The sequence below is a fragment of the Streptomyces sp. NPDC096013 genome, assembly GCF_044763565.1.
In the GTDB taxonomy this organism is placed as follows: Bacteria; Actinomycetota; Actinomycetes; order Streptomycetales; family Streptomycetaceae; genus Streptomyces.
The window spans coordinates 172,613-189,648 of record NZ_JBIWGK010000008.1; the positions used below are offsets into that span (position 1 = coordinate 172,613).

General features: G+C 70.5%; 14 protein-coding genes. 5 read left to right on the forward strand and 9 right to left on the reverse strand.

Going from position 1 to position 17,036, the window contains the following annotated elements:
* Nucleotides 1–428: 428 nt before the first annotated feature.
* The 6 genes from ACIRB1_RS26530 to ACIRB1_RS26555 form a co-directional block, all read right to left on the reverse strand.
* Complete coding sequence (locus ACIRB1_RS26530) at nucleotides 429–1,550, reverse strand: FAD-dependent oxidoreductase (protein WP_403467228.1); 1,122 nt, start codon at nucleotides 1,548–1,550, stop codon at nucleotides 429–431.
* Between the two features lie 42 nt (nucleotides 1,551–1,592).
* Complete coding sequence (locus ACIRB1_RS26535) at nucleotides 1,593–2,735, reverse strand: LLM class flavin-dependent oxidoreductase (protein ID WP_352179326.1); 1,143 nt, start codon at nucleotides 2,733–2,735, stop codon at nucleotides 1,593–1,595.
* A gap of 1 nt (nucleotide 2,736) precedes the next feature.
* Nucleotides 2,737–3,762, reverse strand: coding sequence for an ABC transporter substrate-binding protein (locus ACIRB1_RS26540; protein WP_352179325.1), 1,026 nt, complete (start codon nucleotides 3,760–3,762; stop codon nucleotides 2,737–2,739).
* Nucleotides 3,763–3,804: 42 nt separating this feature from the next.
* Nucleotides 3,805–4,572 (reverse strand): ABC transporter ATP-binding protein, encoded by a 768-nt coding sequence (locus ACIRB1_RS26545; protein WP_403467229.1) that lies wholly within the window; start codon nucleotides 4,570–4,572, stop codon nucleotides 3,805–3,807.
* Nucleotides 4,545–5,438 (reverse strand): ABC transporter permease, encoded by an 894-nt coding sequence (locus tag ACIRB1_RS26550; protein WP_352179323.1) that lies wholly within the window; start codon nucleotides 5,436–5,438, stop codon nucleotides 4,545–4,547. The genes ACIRB1_RS26545 and ACIRB1_RS26550 overlap by 28 nt, the downstream gene beginning before the upstream one ends.
* A gap of 128 nt (nucleotides 5,439–5,566) precedes the next feature.
* Nucleotides 5,567–5,650, reverse strand: a complete 84-nt coding sequence (locus ACIRB1_RS26555; RefSeq protein WP_350495123.1) for a putative leader peptide — start codon at nucleotides 5,648–5,650, stop codon at nucleotides 5,567–5,569.
* Nucleotides 5,651–5,774: 124 nt separating this feature from the next.
* On the opposite strand from ACIRB1_RS26555, the gene ACIRB1_RS26560 reads away from it, so the two are divergent.
* On the forward strand, nucleotides 5,775–6,197 hold the full coding sequence (locus ACIRB1_RS26560; protein WP_352179322.1) for a secondary thiamine-phosphate synthase enzyme YjbQ: 423 nt from the start codon (nucleotides 5,775–5,777) through the stop codon (nucleotides 6,195–6,197).
* Nucleotides 6,198–6,302: 105 nt separating this feature from the next.
* Here the strand turns inward: ACIRB1_RS26560 and ACIRB1_RS26565 are convergent, their stop codons facing one another.
* Together ACIRB1_RS26565 and ACIRB1_RS26570 are read right to left on the reverse strand one after the other, a co-directional pair.
* The gene (locus ACIRB1_RS26565; protein ID WP_352179626.1) at nucleotides 6,303–7,064 is read right to left on the reverse strand and encodes a class I SAM-dependent methyltransferase; all 762 of its coding nucleotides are present in this window, start codon (nucleotides 7,062–7,064) and stop codon (nucleotides 6,303–6,305) included.
* Between the two features lie 232 nt (nucleotides 7,065–7,296).
* On the reverse strand, nucleotides 7,297–10,524 hold the full coding sequence (locus ACIRB1_RS26570; RefSeq protein WP_403467230.1) for an alpha-L-rhamnosidase: 3,228 nt from the start codon (nucleotides 10,522–10,524) through the stop codon (nucleotides 7,297–7,299).
* A 467-nt stretch (nucleotides 10,525–10,991) separates the two neighbouring features.
* Here ACIRB1_RS26570 and ACIRB1_RS26575 point away from each other — a divergent pair, with 467 nt between their 5' ends.
* Nucleotides 10,992–12,869 (forward strand): N-acetylmuramoyl-L-alanine amidase, encoded by a 1,878-nt coding sequence (locus ACIRB1_RS26575; RefSeq protein WP_403467231.1) that lies wholly within the window; start codon nucleotides 10,992–10,994, stop codon nucleotides 12,867–12,869.
* 82 nt (nucleotides 12,870–12,951) lie between these two features.
* Nucleotides 12,952–13,386, forward strand: a complete 435-nt coding sequence (locus ACIRB1_RS26580; RefSeq protein WP_403467232.1) for an OsmC family protein — start codon at nucleotides 12,952–12,954, stop codon at nucleotides 13,384–13,386.
* 212 nt (nucleotides 13,387–13,598) lie between these two features.
* Here the strand turns inward: ACIRB1_RS26580 and ACIRB1_RS26585 are convergent, their stop codons facing one another.
* Nucleotides 13,599–14,942, reverse strand: coding sequence for a glycoside hydrolase family 125 protein (locus ACIRB1_RS26585; protein WP_352179319.1), 1,344 nt, complete (start codon nucleotides 14,940–14,942; stop codon nucleotides 13,599–13,601).
* Nucleotides 14,943–15,125: 183 nt separating this feature from the next.
* Here ACIRB1_RS26585 and ACIRB1_RS26590 point away from each other — a divergent pair, with 183 nt between their 5' ends.
* Both ACIRB1_RS26590 and ACIRB1_RS26595 read left to right on the forward strand, forming a co-directional pair.
* A complete protein-coding gene (locus ACIRB1_RS26590) occupies nucleotides 15,126–16,130 on the forward strand; it encodes a sugar ABC transporter permease (RefSeq protein ID WP_352179318.1) in 1,005 nt (334 codons plus the stop codon).
* A complete protein-coding gene (locus ACIRB1_RS26595) occupies nucleotides 16,117–17,028 on the forward strand; it encodes a carbohydrate ABC transporter permease (RefSeq protein WP_352179317.1) in 912 nt (303 codons plus the stop codon). Before ACIRB1_RS26590 ends, ACIRB1_RS26595 begins: the two co-directional genes overlap by 14 nt.
* Nucleotides 17,029–17,036: the final 8 nt, after the last annotated feature.

The window sequence follows — 17,036 nt, forward strand, 5'->3', positions numbered from 1 at the left end:
GCTCGGCTCCCGGACGAGTGCGGGCAAGCGTGCCACGGCGGGGTTGCCGCGCCCGGCCCGTGAGGTCTCCGGCCCGTGTAGTCTCCGGGCGGGACGGCGCCGGACGGGAACCGGGCTCCGGGACACCAGCGCCGGACGTTCCCCAGGGACCCCGGCCCACGACGGTGCCCCGGCGGGCCAGCGCAAGCCGAGAGGCCGACTGCCCACTCGCCAGCGCCCGCTGTCCTGCGAAGAGCGGGTTCAGCCCACAGCGGTGCCACGGCGGGAGAGCGCGAGCCGGAGACGCCGACTGCCCACTCGCCATCGCCCCCCGTCCTCCGACGAGCGGGCTCAGCTGACGACGGTGCCTCGGGCTGGACAGCGCCCACCGTGGACCAACTCCCAGCCCGGTCTCCCCGCCCGGACTCCTCACCCCGCCTCTCCACCCGTCACCCCACAGCTGCCCCCACCGCCTCCCCCGCCAACAACCGCCTGATGTCCCGCACAGCCGCGCGCCCCGCGCGATTCGCCCCGATCGTGCTCGCCGACGGTCCGTAGCCGACGAGGTGGACCCGCGGATCGGCTACCGCTCGTGTCCCCTCGATCCGGATTCCCCCACCCGGTTCGCGCAGCTTCAGCGGGGCCAGGTGGTCGATCGCGGCGCGGAAGCCGGTTGCCCAGAGGATGACATCGGCGTCCACATGGCGGCCGTCGGCCCAGTCCACGCCGTCGGGCGTGATCCGGTCGAACATGGGCTGCCGGTCCAGGACCCCGTCCGCGAGCGCCTGCCGGATCGCGTCGTTCAGCGGCAGCCCGGTCACCGACACCACACTCTTCGGCGGCAACCCCTGCCGCACCCGCTCCTCCACCAGCGCGACGGCCGCCCGCCCCACGTCCTCGGTGAACGGCCCCTCACGGAACACCGGCGGACGCCGGGTCACCCACGTGGTCGAGGCCGCGTACGGAGCGAGCTCCATCAGATGCTGGGTACCGGACGCGCCCCCGCCCACCACGACCACCCGCAACCCCGCGAATTCCTCCGGCCCCGGATACTGCGCGGTGTGCAACTGCCGCCCCCGGAACGTCTCTTGACCCGGATAGCGCGGCCAGAACGGCCGGTCCCACGTCCCCGTCGCATTGATCAGCGCCCGCGTCGACCACGTGACGTCCGACCCGTCCGGACCGGCCGACCCGTCCGCCCCCTCCGACGTCTCGACGAGCAGCCGCCCGCCGACGCCCTCCCGCACGGCCCTCACATCCACCGGCCGCCGTACCCGCAGGTCGAAGGCGCGCTCATACGCGGCGAAGTACTCGGCGATCACCTCGGCGGACGGCCGGTCCGGATCGGCGTCCGTCAGCTCCATGCCCGGCAGCGTGTGCATCCCGTGCACCTTGCCGTACGTCAGCGACGGCCACCGGAACTGCCAGGCACCGCCCGGCGCGGGCGCGTGGTCCAGCATCACGAAGTCGCGCTCCGGCTCGAAACCGGTGCGCCGCAGGTGATAGGCGCCGGCCAGGCCGGCCTGCCCGGCGCCGATGACGACCACGTCGACCTCACGCGTGTTGTTCACGTTTGTACGAACAGCGCCGCCGCCGTGGATCTTCCCGCCGGCTCAGCGCCCGCTGCTCACGAGCAACGGCAGGCCGCCCGTCGCCCTCCCCTCGACCAGCCCGCGCGCCGCCAGCTCGGGAATCACGCCCTCCCCGAACCAGTACGCCTCCTCCAGATGCGGATACCCGGACAGCACGAAGTGCTCGACGCCCAGCGAGTGGTACTCCTCGATCAGGTCGGCGACCTCGGCGTGGCTGCCGACCAGGGCGGTTCCCGCACCACCCCGGACGAGACCGACGCCCGCCCACAGGTGGGGATGGATCTCCAGCTTGTCCCGCGAGCCGCCGTGCAGGGCCAGCATCCGCTGCTGCCCCACCGACTCACTGCGCCCGAGCGCGGACTGTGCTGCGGCAACGGTGTCCGGGTCGAGGTCGTCGAGGAGCCGGTTCGCGGTCGCCCACGCCTCGGCCGACGAGTCCCGCGAGATGGTGTGCAGCCGCACCCCGAACCGCACGTCCCGTCCCTCCCGCTCGGCGAGCCCGCGAATCCAGTCGATCTTCTCCTTGACCTGCGCCGGCGGTTCTCCCCAGGTGAGATACACGTCCGCATGCCGGGCGGCCACCGGCCCGGCCGCCGCCGACGATCCGCCGAAGAACACCTGCGGCACCGGGTCGGGCGGCAGCGCCGTCAGCCCGCCCTCGACCTGGTAGTGGACGCCGTCGAAGTCGTACGGCTCCCCGCGCCACACCCCTCGTACGACCGAGAGGAACTCGTCGGTACGCGCGTACCGCCGGTCGTGGTCGAGATGGTCGCCGAACCGGCGCTGCTCGGCCGAGTCGCCGCCGGTGACGACATTGAGCAACAGCCGCCCCCGCGTGACGCGTTGATAGGTCGCCGCCATCTGCGCGGCCAGCGTCGGCGAGATCACCCCCGGCCGGAACGCCACCAGGAACTTCAGCCGCTCGGTGTGCTGCGCGAGGGCGACCGTGGTCAGCCAGGCGTCCTCGCACCACGTGCCGGTCGGCGTCAGCACCGCCTCGAAGCCCAACTGCTCGGCCGCCTTGGCTATCTGGGCGAGGTACTCGATGTCAGGCGGCCGTACCCCGCGCACCGTGCCCGCGCGGTTGGGGCCGTAGGCGTGGCGGTCGACGAGCGTACGGCCGTCGCCGCCGGTCGGCAGGAACCAGTGCAGACGCACGCTCATGTCACGAACCTCCCGTGGTGCGCGGGGCGGAGGAGGAGGCCGGCAGGTCGCCGTTGTAGCGCGTGTCGACGAAGTCGGCGAAGTCCACCTTCCGCGGTATCAGCTTGAGTTGGGTGAAGGTGTCGGCGATCCGCTGCTCGGAGGCGATGAGCGGCTTGTCGACGGCGACCGAGACCCGGGTGGAGTTGGTCCGCTTCACCGACGCCAGCGCCACCTCGTACGGCAGCCCGGTGTCCTTCGACCACACCTTGGCCCACTCCTCCTGATGCGTGAACACCCAGTTCTGGGCGCGGCGCAGCCGGTCGAGGTAGTCCTTGATGGCCGCGGCCTTCTTCTTGTCCGCCAGCGCGCCGGGAGCCGCCACCTGGAAGGAGAGGCCGTTGGTCACGCCCTCGCCGGAGGTCAGGATGCGCCCCTGCTTGGCCTGGAGGACCTGTGAGGTGTACGGGTCCCACACCGCCCACGCGTCGACCTTCCCGGAGGTGAACGCGGCCAGCGCGTCGGCCGGTTGGAGGTACTTCACCTTGACGTCGCTCAGCGAGAGCCCGGCCGCCTTGAGCGAGGCGACCAGCTGGAAGTGCGCGGACGAACCCTGCGCCACGGCGATGGACTTGCCCTTGAGCTGCTGGGGCCGGGAGAGCTTCGAGTCCTTCGGCACGAGGACGGCGTCACCCTCGGACGTGCCGTGCCAGGCGGCCACCACCTTGATCTTCGAGTTGGCACCCGCCGCGAACACCGGAGGGGTGTTGCCGACACCGCCGATGTCGACGGCCTTGGCGTTGACGGCTTCCAGGAGGGGCGGCCCGGAGGTGAACGTGGACCACTTGATCTTGTAGTCCAGGTTCTTGAGTTCACCGGCGGCCCGCAGTACCGCCTCCGAACCGCCCTTCTGGTCACCGACGTTGAGCGTGAGGGAGCCCTTGCCGTCGGTTCCGGTGGAGGTCTCGGCGGCCGAGTTCCCGCCACAGGCGGCGAGCAGGAGAGCGAGGGGGAGGAGCAGGGCGGCGGGGGCGAGGCGTCGTCGCATGGGGGATCCGTTCTCGGTGACTGGGTTGGTGCGTAGGGGAGTTCAGGCGGCTTCGGCGGCGGTGTCGACGCCGAGGCGTTCCAGGAGTCCGGCGCGCAGCTCGGCGAACCGGGGGTCGGTGATGTCGCGGGGCCGGTCGAGGTCGATCCGCTGCTCGTGCGCGATGACGCCGTCGTCCATCACCAGGACCCGGTCGGCGAGCAGCACCGCCTCCTCGACGTCGTGCGTCACCAACAGGACGGCGCAGCCCCGCCGTTGCCACAGCTCGCCCACCAGCCGCTGGGCCTTGATCCGGGTGAGCGCGTCTAGCGCCCCGAACGGCTCGTCGAGCAGCAGCAGATCCGGCTCGCGCACCAGGGCACGGGCCAGTGAGGCACGCTGCGCCTCACCACCGGACAGCGTCTTGGGCCACGCGTCGGCGTGATCCCCGAGCCCGACCTCCGCCAACGCCCGCTCCGCCACGGCCCGTTCGGGCTTCCCGGGCAGTCCGAGCAGGACGTTGCGCCACACCTTCTTCCACGGCATCAGCCGGGGCGCCTGGAACGCGACGGCCTTCCGGCGCGGCACGAGGACGGTGCCCTTGATGTCCCGGTCGAGCCCGGCGAGGATGCGCAGCAGCGTGGACTTGCCACAGCCGCTGCGGCCCAGCAGCGCCACGAACTCGCTCTGCTGTACGTCGAGTTGGAGCTTGCCGATGACGGGACGGCCGTCGAAGGAGCGGGTCAGCCCCTCGACGCGTACCGCCTGCGCGGCCACCGGCGAGGGGGTCGCCGGCCGGGGGGTCACCGGCCCGTGAACGTCGGTCGCCATTGCAGCAGCAGCCTTTCGAGGGTGCGGACGAGGAAGTCGGCCAGCAGGCCGAGGAAGGCGTAGACGATCAGGCAGACCACGATCACGTCGGTCTGTAGGAAGTCCCGTGCCTGCACCATGAGGAAGCCGATCCCGGCGTCCGCGTTGATCTGCTCGGCGAAGACGAGTGCCAGCCAGGCGATGCCGAGGGAGTAGCGCAGGCCGGTCATCGCGTTGGGCAGCGCCCCCGGCAGCACGACATGCCGTACGAGTCCCCAGCGGGACAGCCCGAGCGACTCGCCGGCCTCGATCAACTCGCTGTCCACGCCCCGGATTCCGGCGTAGACGTTGAGATAGAGAGGGAAGGTCACGCCGAGCGTGATGATGGCGACCTTCGGGGCCTCGCCGATGCCGAACCAGATGATGAACAGCGGGATCAGACCCACGAAAGGCACGGTCCGCAGCATCTGCACCGGGGCGTCGACCAGATCCTCGCCGATCCTGAACAGGCCGGAGACCAGGGCGAGTCCGGTACCGATGACGGTCCCGAGGAGCAGCCCGACGGCGACCCGCTGGAGCGAGGTGGTCATCGCTGAGGTCAGTGAACCGCTGTCGACCAGATCCCAGCCGACGTGGGCGATCCGCCCCGGTGAGGCGAGCACGTCGGAGGTCAACACGCCCGTACTGCTGAGGAGTTGCCACAGCGCGAGCAGCACCAGCGGGCCGGTGGTGCGGCGCAGCCAGCGGGGGACACGGGTGCGGCGCGAGGAGGTCGGGACGAGGGGGACGAGATCGAGCGGAGCGGGTTCGCCGGTCTCGGCCTTCGATGCGGATATGGGGGAAATATCGGGCCCGGATGAGTCGGGCGGGGCATGGCTGATGCTCATGGGTGCTCCACGGGTGGGAGAGAGCGTCCGGTGAGGAAGGGGGTACGCCTCAACGCCGCCGCGTCACCACGATGTGAGCGGACGCGACGGAGTGCGGGAAGAGAGCGGGGGTGAGGCGGAAGAAGGCGTCAGCAGCCGCGGCGACACGCGGCGGAGGCCACCCGCAGCAGGTCGATGTGACCGCGCGTGGTGAGCAGAACTGAACGCAACATGCGGCAGAAAATAGGTCAGATGGCGTGCCACGGTCAACGGTGTCTCGCGGAATGGACCACTCGTATCACGCTCCGGGCGGCCCGAAGCGGGCGGCGAGTCCGCCGCATGGGCCAGGATGGAGACATGTCTGCCGCCTTCACCACCCGAGTCCTGAACGTCACCACCGGTTCGAGGGAGCGGGTCATGGACCTCACCCGCGACTGCGAGGCATTCCTGAGGGACGCGGCCGCCGGCCGCGACGGCCTCCTCAACCTCTTCGTCCCGCACGCCACCGCCGGCATCGCGATCCTAGAAACAGGCGCCGGCAGCGACGACGACCTCCTCGCCGCCCTCCACACCCTCCTCCCCGCCGACGACCGCTGGCAGCACCGCCACGGCAGCCCCGGCCACGGCCGCGACCACGTCCTCCCGGCGTTCGTACCGCCGCATGCGACGCTGCCGGTGGTGGGCGGACGGCTGGAGCTGGGGACGTGGCAGTCGGTGTGCCTGGTCGACACGAACATCGACAATGTCAACCGTCACGTGCGGCTGAGCTTCCTGGGATGAGCCGGATCGTCCTGGCGGTGGCCGTCGATTCTCCTCGCGCCGCCCGCCATACGCCCCCGCCATACGCGGCCCGGCCGTACGCCTGCGGCCACCTCGCCTGCTCGCCTACGGGTGCGCTGTATAGACGGTCGCGGTCATCGGCGCGGTGACGGGGCCGGTGCCGAGTAGGTCCGTCATCCTCTGCGTGACGGCGGCCTGGAGGGCCCGCGCGTCTTCGCGCGCCTGTACGGCGGCGCTCACGGGTGTGCCGGTGAGGAACCCGGTGGCGACGGAGGCTGCCGACTCCGCGACGCCGTCCAGCGTGATCTCCTCGGCGCCGGCCAGGGTCAGTCCGGCGGCCGCGAGGTCCGCGGCGACCGCGGCCGGGTCGAAGTAGCCGTGGGGCACCTCCTTCAGGAATGAGGGTGCTCCGTCGGGCATCAGCTGTTCCAGGGCGGTCTGGAAGGCGGCCCCGAACGCGTGCGAGGCCAGCGGGCCCCAGCTGTTGAACAGGAACCGTCCCCGCGGGGCCAGGACCCGGCGCACCTCGGCGTAGGCGGCGGGTCTGTCGGGGAAGAACATCACCCCGAACTGGCAGAGGACGAGGTCGAAGCCGTCGTCCTCGAACGGCAGGTGTTCGGCGTCCGCCTGCCGCCACTCCGCGCGCGGTTCCCGTGCGGACCCCGCGGTGACCATCGCTTCGTTGAGGTCGGTCGCCACCACCGAGGCCGTCGGCACCGCGGTCAGCAGAGCCGAGGTCAACGCCCCTGTTCCGGCGGCGAGTTCGAGGACTTTTCGGGGTCGTAGCGCTGCCGCCCTCGCGGCCAGGTCGGCGGCGAAGGGGCGGAAGAAGACCGGCACCAGGTGACGTTCGTAGGCCTCCGGCATGGAACGGGTCCAGCGCCGGTGCGCATCGTCTGTGCTCACCCGACGGACATTAGCCCTGTGGAGAGGTTCGGGGAGCGACAGCCGCAGTCGCCGTGGCGTCGTGTCGGCTTTTTCGCCGGGGCCGGGCGCTGTCTCTGTTCGCAGTGTCCTGACGCTGTCTCCGATCGCCGGGTGCCGCCGCGGGTCGGGCTGCCCGGGCCGGTGACCGTTCCGGGCAGCCGTACCGCCTAGGTCAGGCGGTGAAGCGGTGGGTGCCGGAGCCGACCCGGTACACCGCGCAGTCGTCCTCCTGGCGCAGGTAGGTCCCGTGCGTGCGGGTCACCGCGTCCGGGGTGGACGCGGGGATCCACACCTCGGCGGTCGTGTTCGGCGGCACCGCGCAGGTCAGCGTGAACCCGCCGGACCGCTGCCGCCAACGGGTGGAGACCGGGCCGTAGACCGAGGTGAACGTGGCGCTGGCGGTGGTGACCGCGCCGCCGGGGCGGGGGCGGATGACGATCTCGCGGTAGCCGGGCCTGCCCACCGAGATGCCGGCGATGTTCGTGTACATCCATTCCCCCACCGAGCCGTAGGCGTAGTGGTTGAAGGAGTTCATGCCCGCGTCCTGGAAGCTGCCGTCGGGCCGGATGGAGTCCCAGCGTTCCCACATCGTGGTGGAGCCCCGGTCGATCTGGTAGCCCCAGCTGGGGAAGGAGCGCTGCTCCAGCAGACGGTAGGCGACGTCGGTGTGGCCGGTGTCGGTGAGGACGGGCAGGAGCCGGGGCGTGCCGAGGAATCCCGTCGACAGGTGCCAGTCCTTGGCCTCGATCAGGGCGACGAGACGGTCGGCCGCCGCCTTCCGTGACGCGTCCGGCAGCAGGTTCATCGACAGCGCCAGGACGTAGGCCGTCTGCGTATCGCCCTTGATCCTGCCCCCGGAGGTGACGTAGGCCTTCTGGAAGGCCGTTCGTATCCGCTCGAAGAGATCGAGGTAGGGGGCGGCGTCCGTACCGAGTTCCCGCGCCATGCGGGCCGCGAGGTCGGCGCTGTGCGCGAAGTACGCGGTGGCGATGACGTCCTTGGGGGTCTCGTCGTCGACGTTCAGCCAGTCGCCGTATCCCTGGTCCGGGCGCAGCAGACCGCTGCTGTTCCTCTCCAGGTACGTCAGCCAGGTCCGGACGGACGGCCAGGCGTCCACGAGGACCTGGCGGTCGCCGTACGCCTGGTAGAGGGACCAGGGGACCGTGACACCCGCGTCGCCCCAGCCGGCCGTGCCGTTGCCGACCGTGCCGACCATCGGTGCCACGTCCGTGAAGGCGCCCTCCGAGGTCCGGGAGTCCCGGAGGTCGACGAGCCACTTGGACAGGAAGCGGGCCGACTCCATGGTGTACGCGGCCGTGGGCGCGAAGACGTTGATGTCTCCCGTCCAGCCGAGGCGCTCGTCGCGTGCGGGTGTGTCGGTCGGGACGGAGAGGAAGTTGCCGCGCTGGCCCCAAGTGATGTTGTGGTGCAGCTGGTTGAGCATCGGTACGTCGGTCTCGAAGTCGAGGGTGAAGGGGGCGGACGTATGCATGACGCGTCCGGTGACGGTCCTCGCCGAGGGCGTGCCGGGGAATCCGGTCACCTCGACGTACCGGAAACCGTGGAAGGTGAACCGGGGTTCGTAGACCTCCTCCTTCCCGCCGCCCTTGAGGGTGTACGTGTCGGTCGCCGCCGCGGTCCGCAGGTTCGCGGTGTAGACGGTGCCGTCGGGGTTGAGCACCTCGGCGTGTCTGAGCCGGACGGTCGTGCCCGCGTCGCCCGACACGCGCAGTCGTACCGAGCCGACCATGTTCTGGCCCAGGTCCAACACGTGGACACCGGGCTTGGGTTGGGTCACGGACCTGGGTGTCAGCTCCCGTTCCACCCGCACCGGAGCGTCCACCTGCGCGACGATCAGGTCGGGACCGATGTCGCCGACGCCCCCCATGCCTCGTACGGCGAGCCAGCCGGTGTCGTCGAAGCCGGGTGAGGCCCAACCGGGGGTCTCCTTGCGTGCGTCGTACGTCTCGCCGTTCAGGAGATCGGCGGCGACGATCGGTCCCGCGGTGGCCCGCCAGTCGGCGCCAGACACGATGCGCTCGCTCGTCCCGTCCGCGTACTCCACCTCCAACTGGGCCAGAAGCGCCGGAACTTGACCGTACTGGCCGGGCCCGAACATGCCCACGTTGCCCGCGTACCAGCCGGGCGCCAGATACGCCCCGATGGCGTTGGCGCCGGGCCGCAGGAGCTCGGTGACGTCGTACGTCCGGTACTGGACGCGGGTGCGGTAGTCCGTCCAGCCGGGCGCGAGCTGGTCGAGGCCCACGCGGCTGCCGTTGAGGTGGCTCTCGTACAGGCCGAGTGCCGTGGCGTACAGGCGGGCGCGGGCCACCTTCCTGCGGGGCAGCCGGAATTCGTGCCGCAGTTGCGTGACGGCGTACGACACGGGGACGACCCGCCCCCACGGTCCGCCGCCCCAGGCCGCCGCCACCCGGACCGCCGGCCAGTCCGCGTCGTCGAACCCCGACTCCCGCCATCCGGAGGCCGGTTGCTGATCCGTGGCCTTCCAGGAGGCGTCGGTGAACACCTTCTCCTCGCCGGAGGCTGTCCGGACGACCAGCACCGCGACGAGCCCCGCCGGGCCCTCGGTCGCGTTGGTGGCGGCGACGGCGATAACGTTGTCGCCGGCCCGCACGCTTGCCAGTACGTCGATCACCGCCGGGCGTTTCCAGTCCTCGTTGTCGGTGTCGAGGTCCGTGTGGGCGACCTCAACTCCGTTCAGCGAGACGGCATAGACGTTGTCGGCGGTGATGGCGAGTGTGGCCGAGGTGATGCCGTCGGGCAGCTGAGCGGTACGGCGGAACCAACGGGTGGCCGCCGGAACACTGCTCGCCGGATCACCCTCGGGGAACCAGATCCAGGAACCGCCCTCGAAGGACGGCGCGTCCACGAGGCTCGCCGGTGCGGAGATCCATTCGGCGCTCCACTGCTGGGCGTCCATCAGCCCGGTCTCCCACCACGAGGGCGCGCTCCAGCCGGAGACGTGCCCGTCGGCGTCCCAGACGCGTACGGACCAGTGGTAGCGCGTACGGGGCTTGAGACCAGGACCTCCGTAGGACACGAGAACGGACTCGCCGGACGTGACCTTCCCGCTGTCCCAGACGTCCGGGCGGGACAGACCCGACGCGCTGGTGGCGACGCGGATCTGATAGGCGCTCTGGCGCACGTCCACGCCGTCGGACGCCAACGGCCAGCTCAGCCGCGGGCGTTGCGTGTCGATCCCCAGCGGGTGCTGGACGTACTCCACGGTTGGTGCCGTGACGCGCAGCCCGTCGCGCTGTGCCTGTGTGGCTGCCCGGGCCGGTCCGGATGCCGGCGCGGCCATCGCGGGCACGCTGTCCATGGCCGCTGCCGCGACCGTGGCGACCGCGCCCGCGAGCATGTTCCTCCTGCTGATCACTACGACTCCTCACTCGCACGGAATGGGATGAATCGATTCATTCATGAGAGGCGTGGGTAACGTAGAGCCTGGTGAGGTCGGGGTCAATCGTCGTGCAAATGTTTTCGTGACACGGCTACTTCACAACCGCCCCCGGAGGGAGACGCCGCGCGAGGCACTAGCGAAGGAATTGAACGGTTTCAATTCCAGTCCTCGGTGCAGGACTCGGCGCGTCGAGGGCGGCCAAGGTCCCCTCTCCAGGACGGCGGTCTTGGCATGGCTGCTGCCGGGGTCACCTGGCCGTGTTCACCGGGGCTGACGAAGACGCCGACTCGCCTTCCGCCTGGGGGAGTTGTGACGTCCCAAGGGTGATGGTGGAAGCTTCTGCACAGTGGTTCGGGCAGGCGTCGTACCGCACGTCTGCCTCAGGGGAACACACACAGGGGAAGATCTTGCAGCAATCCTCGCGTAGAAGATCCCGTCGGAAGGTGCTGGCCGGGATCCTGGCCGGGGGCACCGTGGCCGCCGGCTGTTTCGCCGTGCTGCCGTCGACGGCTCAGGCCGCGCAGTCCTCGGACGGTGACCGGCAGTCCTCCTTCGCCGACGCGGCCAAGGAGTTCGGCGTACCGCTGCCCGTGCTCCTGGCCGTGTCGTACCAGGAGTCGCAGTGGGACGACCACGACGGGCAGTACAACACCTCGGGCGGCTACGGCCCGATGAACCTGACGGACGTCACCCCGAAGATGGTGTCCGGAGGCGCCGCGGGTGCCGCGGGCCGCGGTGATCTCGCCGAGCTGACGGCGGACCCGGCCCTGCACACCCTCGACGCGGCGGCCAGGCTCACCGGCGCCCCGGCGGCGAGGCTGCGCACCGACGACCGCGAGAACATCCGCGCCGGTGCCGCGCTACTCGCCTCGTACCAGCGGGAGTTGACGGGCAAGGGGTCCGCCGACCCGGCCGACTGGTACGGCGCGGTGGCCGAGTACAGCCAGTCCTCGGACCGGAAGGCCGCGCAGCTCTTCGCCGACCGCGTCTTCACGACCGTGGCCTCGGGCGCCGCGCGCACCACCGTCGACGGACAGCGCGTCCGGCTCGCGGCGCAGGGCGCCGTCCACCCGGAGACCCGGCAGCTGTCCGCACTGAAGCTGAAGACCGCCGCGACGGCCACCGACACGGAGTGCCCGCCCACGGTGGACTGCACGTTCCTCGCCGCGGCTGCCTCGAACGGACAGGTGGCGGGCCGCCCGGACGACGGCGTGCAGATCAAGTACATCGTCCTGCACGACACCGAGTCGTCCTACGACGCCGCGATCAAGACGTTCCAGACCGTGGGCTCCGGCGACTCCGCGCACTACGTCATGCGGGCCTCGGACGCGGCCGTCACGCAGATGACCCACACCAAGGACATCGCGTTCCACGCCGGCAACTACTGGTTCAACATGCACTCGATCGGCATCGAGCACGAGGGCTATGCCGCGCACGGCGCCACCTGGTACTCGCAGGCGCAGTACCGGGCGACGGCCGATCTGGTGAAGTACCTCGCCGGGAAGTACGACATCCCGCTCGACCGCGAGCACATCATCGGGCACGACAACGTGCCCGGCCCGCGGGACAGTTACGTGCCGGCCATGCACTGGGACCCCGGTCCGTACTGGGACTGGACGAGGTTCATGGACATGGTCGCCCCGTCGAGGGCGCGGCACGCGCAGAGCGCCTCCCGGCACACGCCGAGGGTGGGTTCGGCGATCACCATCAGCCCCAGGTTCGCGACCAACCAGCAGACGGTCCAGGTCTGCCCGGCCGACGACCCCACGGGTGCCACCGCCGCCTGCACCGAGAGCACCGCGCCCGCCAACTTCCTTCCGGTGCGCACCGGTCCGAGCGCGGACGCACCCCTCTTCGCCGATCCCGCCATCCACCCCGGCGCGACCGCGGGCACCGACTCGATCCACGACTGGGGCAGCACCGTCCAGGCGGGCCAGCAGTTCGTCGTCGCCGACGTCCAGGGCGACTGGACCGCCATCTGGTTCAGCGGCTCGAAGGTGTGGTTCCACAACCCCGGCGGCAGCAACACCTGCGCCGCGCCCGGCGCCAAGGTCCTCCACTCCGGAGACCAGCCCGCGACCCTCTACGGCTCCGGCTACCCGCAGGCCTCGGAGTACCCCTCCGGACTCTCCCCGTCCACCCAGCAACCCCTGACCGTCTACGGCTTCCCGGCGGGCCAGGCCTACGTCGCCACCCAACCCCCGGTCAGCGCCGACGACTTCTTCGTCTCGGGCGACACCTACGTCACCGGCGCGGCCCAGTACTACACCATCCAGTACAACCACCGAGTCGTCCTGGTCGACGCCTCACAGGTCTCGTGACGCGGCCGGTGCGGGCAGCACACGCAGGTCCTGCCCGCACCGGTGCACGCCCTTCGGCGGGGTGCTCTGCGAGGATCACCCCATGAGCGATAACCCCGAACGCCTCGTCACCGTCGACCGCACCGCCCCCGGCCGCTTCACCGCGACCAACGCGCGCGGCGGCACGATCGACTTCGGTACCGCCGCCGGTGGCGATACCGAGTTCACCCCGGTCGAGCTGCTGCTCGCCGCGATCGGGGGCTGCACCGCCGCCGACGTCGACGTGGCGACCACGCGGCACGCGGAGCCGGACGGGTTCACCGTCACCGTGACCGGCAACAAGGTCAACGACGACCTCGGCAACCGGCTGACCGACCTGGCGGTCACCTTCGCCGTGACCTTCCCGGAGGGGGAGGCCGGGGACCGGGCCCGCGCGATCCTGCCCCGGGCCGTCACCGTCGCGCACGAACGGCTGTGCACGGTCAGTCGTACGGTGGAGATCGGCACGCCCGTCACCGCGACGATCAAGGACGCCTGACCCTCCCGTACTCCGCCGCGAGGTTCACTGCGAGCAGGCGATCTGCGGGCAGGTGACACGGTCCCGGTCGTGCGCTGCGTTCTTGTGAGCACCACCTGAACCCGCAGAACCCGCCGACCCGTCCGCCCTGCGGTCCGGCCATGAACACCGGCCGTGGCACAGGGAGTTCGCGGCGCGGGCCCCTCAGGCAGGGGCGGGACGGCGACGGCAGGTCAGTCCAGTCCGCCGTCGCCCGCCCCGCCGGCCAGTGCCCGCGGGTGCACCGGAAAGAAGTGCCGCACCCCGCCCCCGCACACTTCGAGCGCCAGCTCGCAGAACATCGCGTTGGCCCAGCCGAACCAGTCCCGGGTGAAGCGGTCGGGCGCGTCCACGTGGAAGCTCTCGTGCATCAGCCCGGTCCCCGCGGTGGTGGCGGCCAGGGTCGCCAGGGCTCGCGCCGCCTCGTCCCCGTCGCCGGTCAGTCCTGCCGTGGCGATGGCCAGCGGCCAGATGTGACGGTCCGGCGTGTGCGTGCTGCCGATGCCGGAGGCGTGACTCCCGCTGAAATACGAGGGGTTCGCGTCGGAGAGCGCGAGGCGCCGGGTCGCGCGGTACAGCGGGTCCCCGGGCGCGCACCAGCCGCTCAGCGGGAGGCTCAGCAGGCTGGGGAGGTTCGCGTCGTCGCCCAGCAGCGCGGCACCCAGGCCGTCGACCTCGTAGGCGAGGACGGGATCACCGTCGGCCTCGACGACCGCGTGCGCCAGGATTCCGGCGTCGATCTCATCGGCCAACCGCAGGCTCTCGTCGGCGAGTTCGGTGTCGTCGAGGACCGCCGCCGCGAGTTCGGCCAGGCCGTGCAGGCTCGCCGAGGCCAGCGCGTTCGCCGGGACGGGATAGCCGTGGGCGCACGCGTCGTCGCTCGGCCGGAAGCCCGACCACGTCATCCCGGTCCAACCGACGTCCGCACCAAGGCCGTTGAGCGGCAGGCTGTCCCCGGCGAAGGGACCGGACGGCCGCACGAACCGGTACGGCGAGTCCGCGTGGGACTGCTCCGCCCGCCACAGCCGCACGATCAGCCGGGCCGCGCGGTGGAACGCCTCGTCGAGATGGTCCTCGCGGCCGGTCGCCCGCCGGATCGCGTACGCCAGCTGCAACGGGGCGCACAGCGAGTCGAGTTCGTACTTGCGCTCCCACACCCAGTCGCCCGGCGCGGGCCGGTCGGCCGGCTCGCCGTGCGCGCCGGTGGGACCGTCGTTGAAGGCGTTGGCGTACGAGTCCACGAGCACGCAGCGGATCTGCCGGCGCGAGACCCCGACCAGGACGTCACCGACCTCCGGGTCCGCGGACACCGCGAGGTACGGACGGACCTGCGCCGTGCTGTCCCGCAGCCACATCGCCGGGATGTCACCGGTCTTCACGAAGACCTCCGGGGCGTACGACGAAGGACTGCCCCAACTCATCGACGTGGTCCACGTGTTGGTCAGACACCGCTCCACGATGTCGCCCGCCGGACCGCCCCGCAGCCCGGTGGCGAGCCTTCGCCCGAGGGTGCTCAGCGACTCCGGAACTGCCCACACTGTTCCGGATGTTGATCCGGGAAACGTTACCATCGCGCCTCTTGACTCCCTCATGTGACGTGCGCCACCGTGTGATCGCCAGGGAATGGAAACGTTACCTTGAGCGGGCCGACGACCACCAGACGATCGGGTCCGCCCGATCCGAGTGAGCGTCAACTCCTCGGAGGAAGAAGGTGAGCGCGTGTGACAGCCGCTCCGCACCAAGAGACGCGCACGGCGGTGGCGCCCGGGGACAGGCCGCCCGGCCGGGGGAGTCCCGGACGCCTGGGACGCCTCCGGCGACGACCGCCGAAGCGGTCCTCGGACACCCTGGCCGCGTATGTGTTCCTGGCCCCGGCGCTCATCGGCTTCACGGCGTTCGTCGTCTACCCGCTCTTCCGGTCCGGCTATTTCGCGCTGACCACCTACAACGGCCTGACGGACCCGAAGTTCGTCGGCCTCGACAACTTCCATCGCATGTTCACCACCGACCCGTCCTTCTGGCCCTCGGTGCGCGCCACGCTGCTGCTCGTCGTGCTGTACGTGCCGCTGTCGCTGGCCATCGGGCTCGCCCTGGCGGTGTTCTGCAACCAGCGGATGCGGGGCGTCGGCCTGCTGCGCACCCTGTGCTATCTGCCGGTCGTGCTGCCCGTGGTGGCCACCATCACGCTCTGGAAGTTCGTCTTCAACCCCCAAGTCGGCCTGGCCAACCAGGTGTTGAAGTGGTTCCACCTGCCGACCAGCGAATGGCTGTCGGGGGACGACTCGGCGATGCCGTCGATCGTGATCGTCATGCTGTGGAGCGTCGGCTCCACGATGATCATCTTCCTCGCCGCGCTCCAGGCGGTCCCCACCGAGCTGTACGAGGCGGCCCGGCTCGACGGCGCCGGCTCCCGCACGGTGTTCTTCCGGATCACGCTGCCGCTGATCAGCCCGATCATGATCCTCCAGGTCGTCCTGCAAATGGTGACGGCCCTCCAGGCCTTCAACCAGCCGAAGATCCTCTCCCCGGACAACCAGGGCGGCCCCGGCTTCAGCACCAGGACCCTGATGCTGTCGATCTACGACAACGGCTTCCCCCGGCTCGGCCAGGTCTCCCAGTTCGGCTACGCCTCCGCCCAGGTGTGGGTGCTGTTCCTCGTCATCGTCGTCGTGATCGCCGCCACCGCCCGCTTCTCGTCGATTTGGACCTACAGTGACCACGTCTGATGACGTCACGAGGGCGCCGACGACGGCGACCCCGACCGCCCCACCGGCGACACCGCGCGGCAGGGCCGTACGCACAGCGTCCTGGTACGCGACCGCGCTGCTGATCGGCTCGGTGATGATCCTGCCGATCCTGTGGATGCTCACCGTCGCGCTGAAGGGACCCTCGGCGGTCTTCGAGGTCCCGCCGAAACTGCTGCCGCACGAGTTCCACTTCAAGAACTTCATCGACGGCCCGAAGGTCATCCACTTCCCTCGCCTGCTGCTCAACTCCCTTGTCATCACCGGGCTTTCGGTGATCGGCGGGGTGATGACGTCGATGATGGCGGGCTACGCGCTGGCCCGGCTGCGCTTCCCCGGCCGGAAGGTCTGGTTCTACGTCTTCGTCGGCAGCATGCTGCTGCCCCCGGTGGTCGGCATCATCCCGCTGTTCCAGCTCTTCAAGGACATCGGCTGGTACGACACCTGGCTGCCGCTGATCGTCCCGGCCTTCCTCGGCGGCAACCCGCTCTTCATCTTCCTGGCCCGGCAGTACTTCCTGTCGATCCCGCACTCCATCGACGAGGCGGCGAAGGTCGACGGCGCGGGACACGTGCGGATCTTCGTGAGCGTGATGCTGCCGATCACCAAACCCGCCTGGATCACCATGTCGATCCTGGCCTTCCAGATGTCCTGGAACGACTACCTCAACCCGCTGATCTACCTGTACTCGTCCCAGAAGTGGCCGCTGAGCGTGGGCATGGCCTCCTTCGTCACCCAGTTCGCCGGCCAGACCCCGGACTGGAACCTCTACATGGCCACCAACCTGCTCTACATGCTCCCGCCGCTGATCGTCTTCTTCGTCGCCCAGCGCTACTTCATCCAGGGGCTGAGCGCCCTGGGCACCGTCAACCAGCGCTGACCGGCGCC

Excerpts from the sequence above, each read along its gene's own strand:
- ACIRB1_RS26535 (WP_352179326.1), bottom strand. The coding sequence starts at position 2,735 with ATGAGCGTGCGTCTGCACTGGTTCCTGCCGACCGGCGGCGACGGCCGT.
- ACIRB1_RS26540 (WP_352179325.1), bottom strand. The coding sequence starts at position 3,762 with ATGCGACGACGCCTCGCCCCCGCCGCCCTGCTCCTCCCCCTCGCTCTC.
- ACIRB1_RS26545 (WP_403467229.1), bottom strand. The coding sequence starts at position 4,572 with ATGGCGACCGACGTTCACGGGCCGGTGACCCCCCGGCCGGCGACCCCC.
- ACIRB1_RS26550 (WP_352179323.1), bottom strand. The coding sequence starts at position 5,438 with ATGAGCATCAGCCATGCCCCGCCCGACTCATCCGGGCCCGATATTTCC.
- ACIRB1_RS26555 (WP_350495123.1), bottom strand. The coding sequence starts at position 5,650 with ATGTTGCGTTCAGTTCTGCTCACCACGCGCGGTCACATCGACCTGCTG.
- ACIRB1_RS26560 (WP_352179322.1), top strand. The coding sequence starts at position 5,775 with ATGTCTGCCGCCTTCACCACCCGAGTCCTGAACGTCACCACCGGTTCG.
- ACIRB1_RS26565 (WP_352179626.1), bottom strand. The coding sequence starts at position 7,064 with ATGCCGGAGGCCTACGAACGTCACCTGGTGCCGGTCTTCTTCCGCCCC.
- ACIRB1_RS26580 (WP_403467232.1), top strand. The coding sequence starts at position 12,952 with ATGAGCGATAACCCCGAACGCCTCGTCACCGTCGACCGCACCGCCCCC.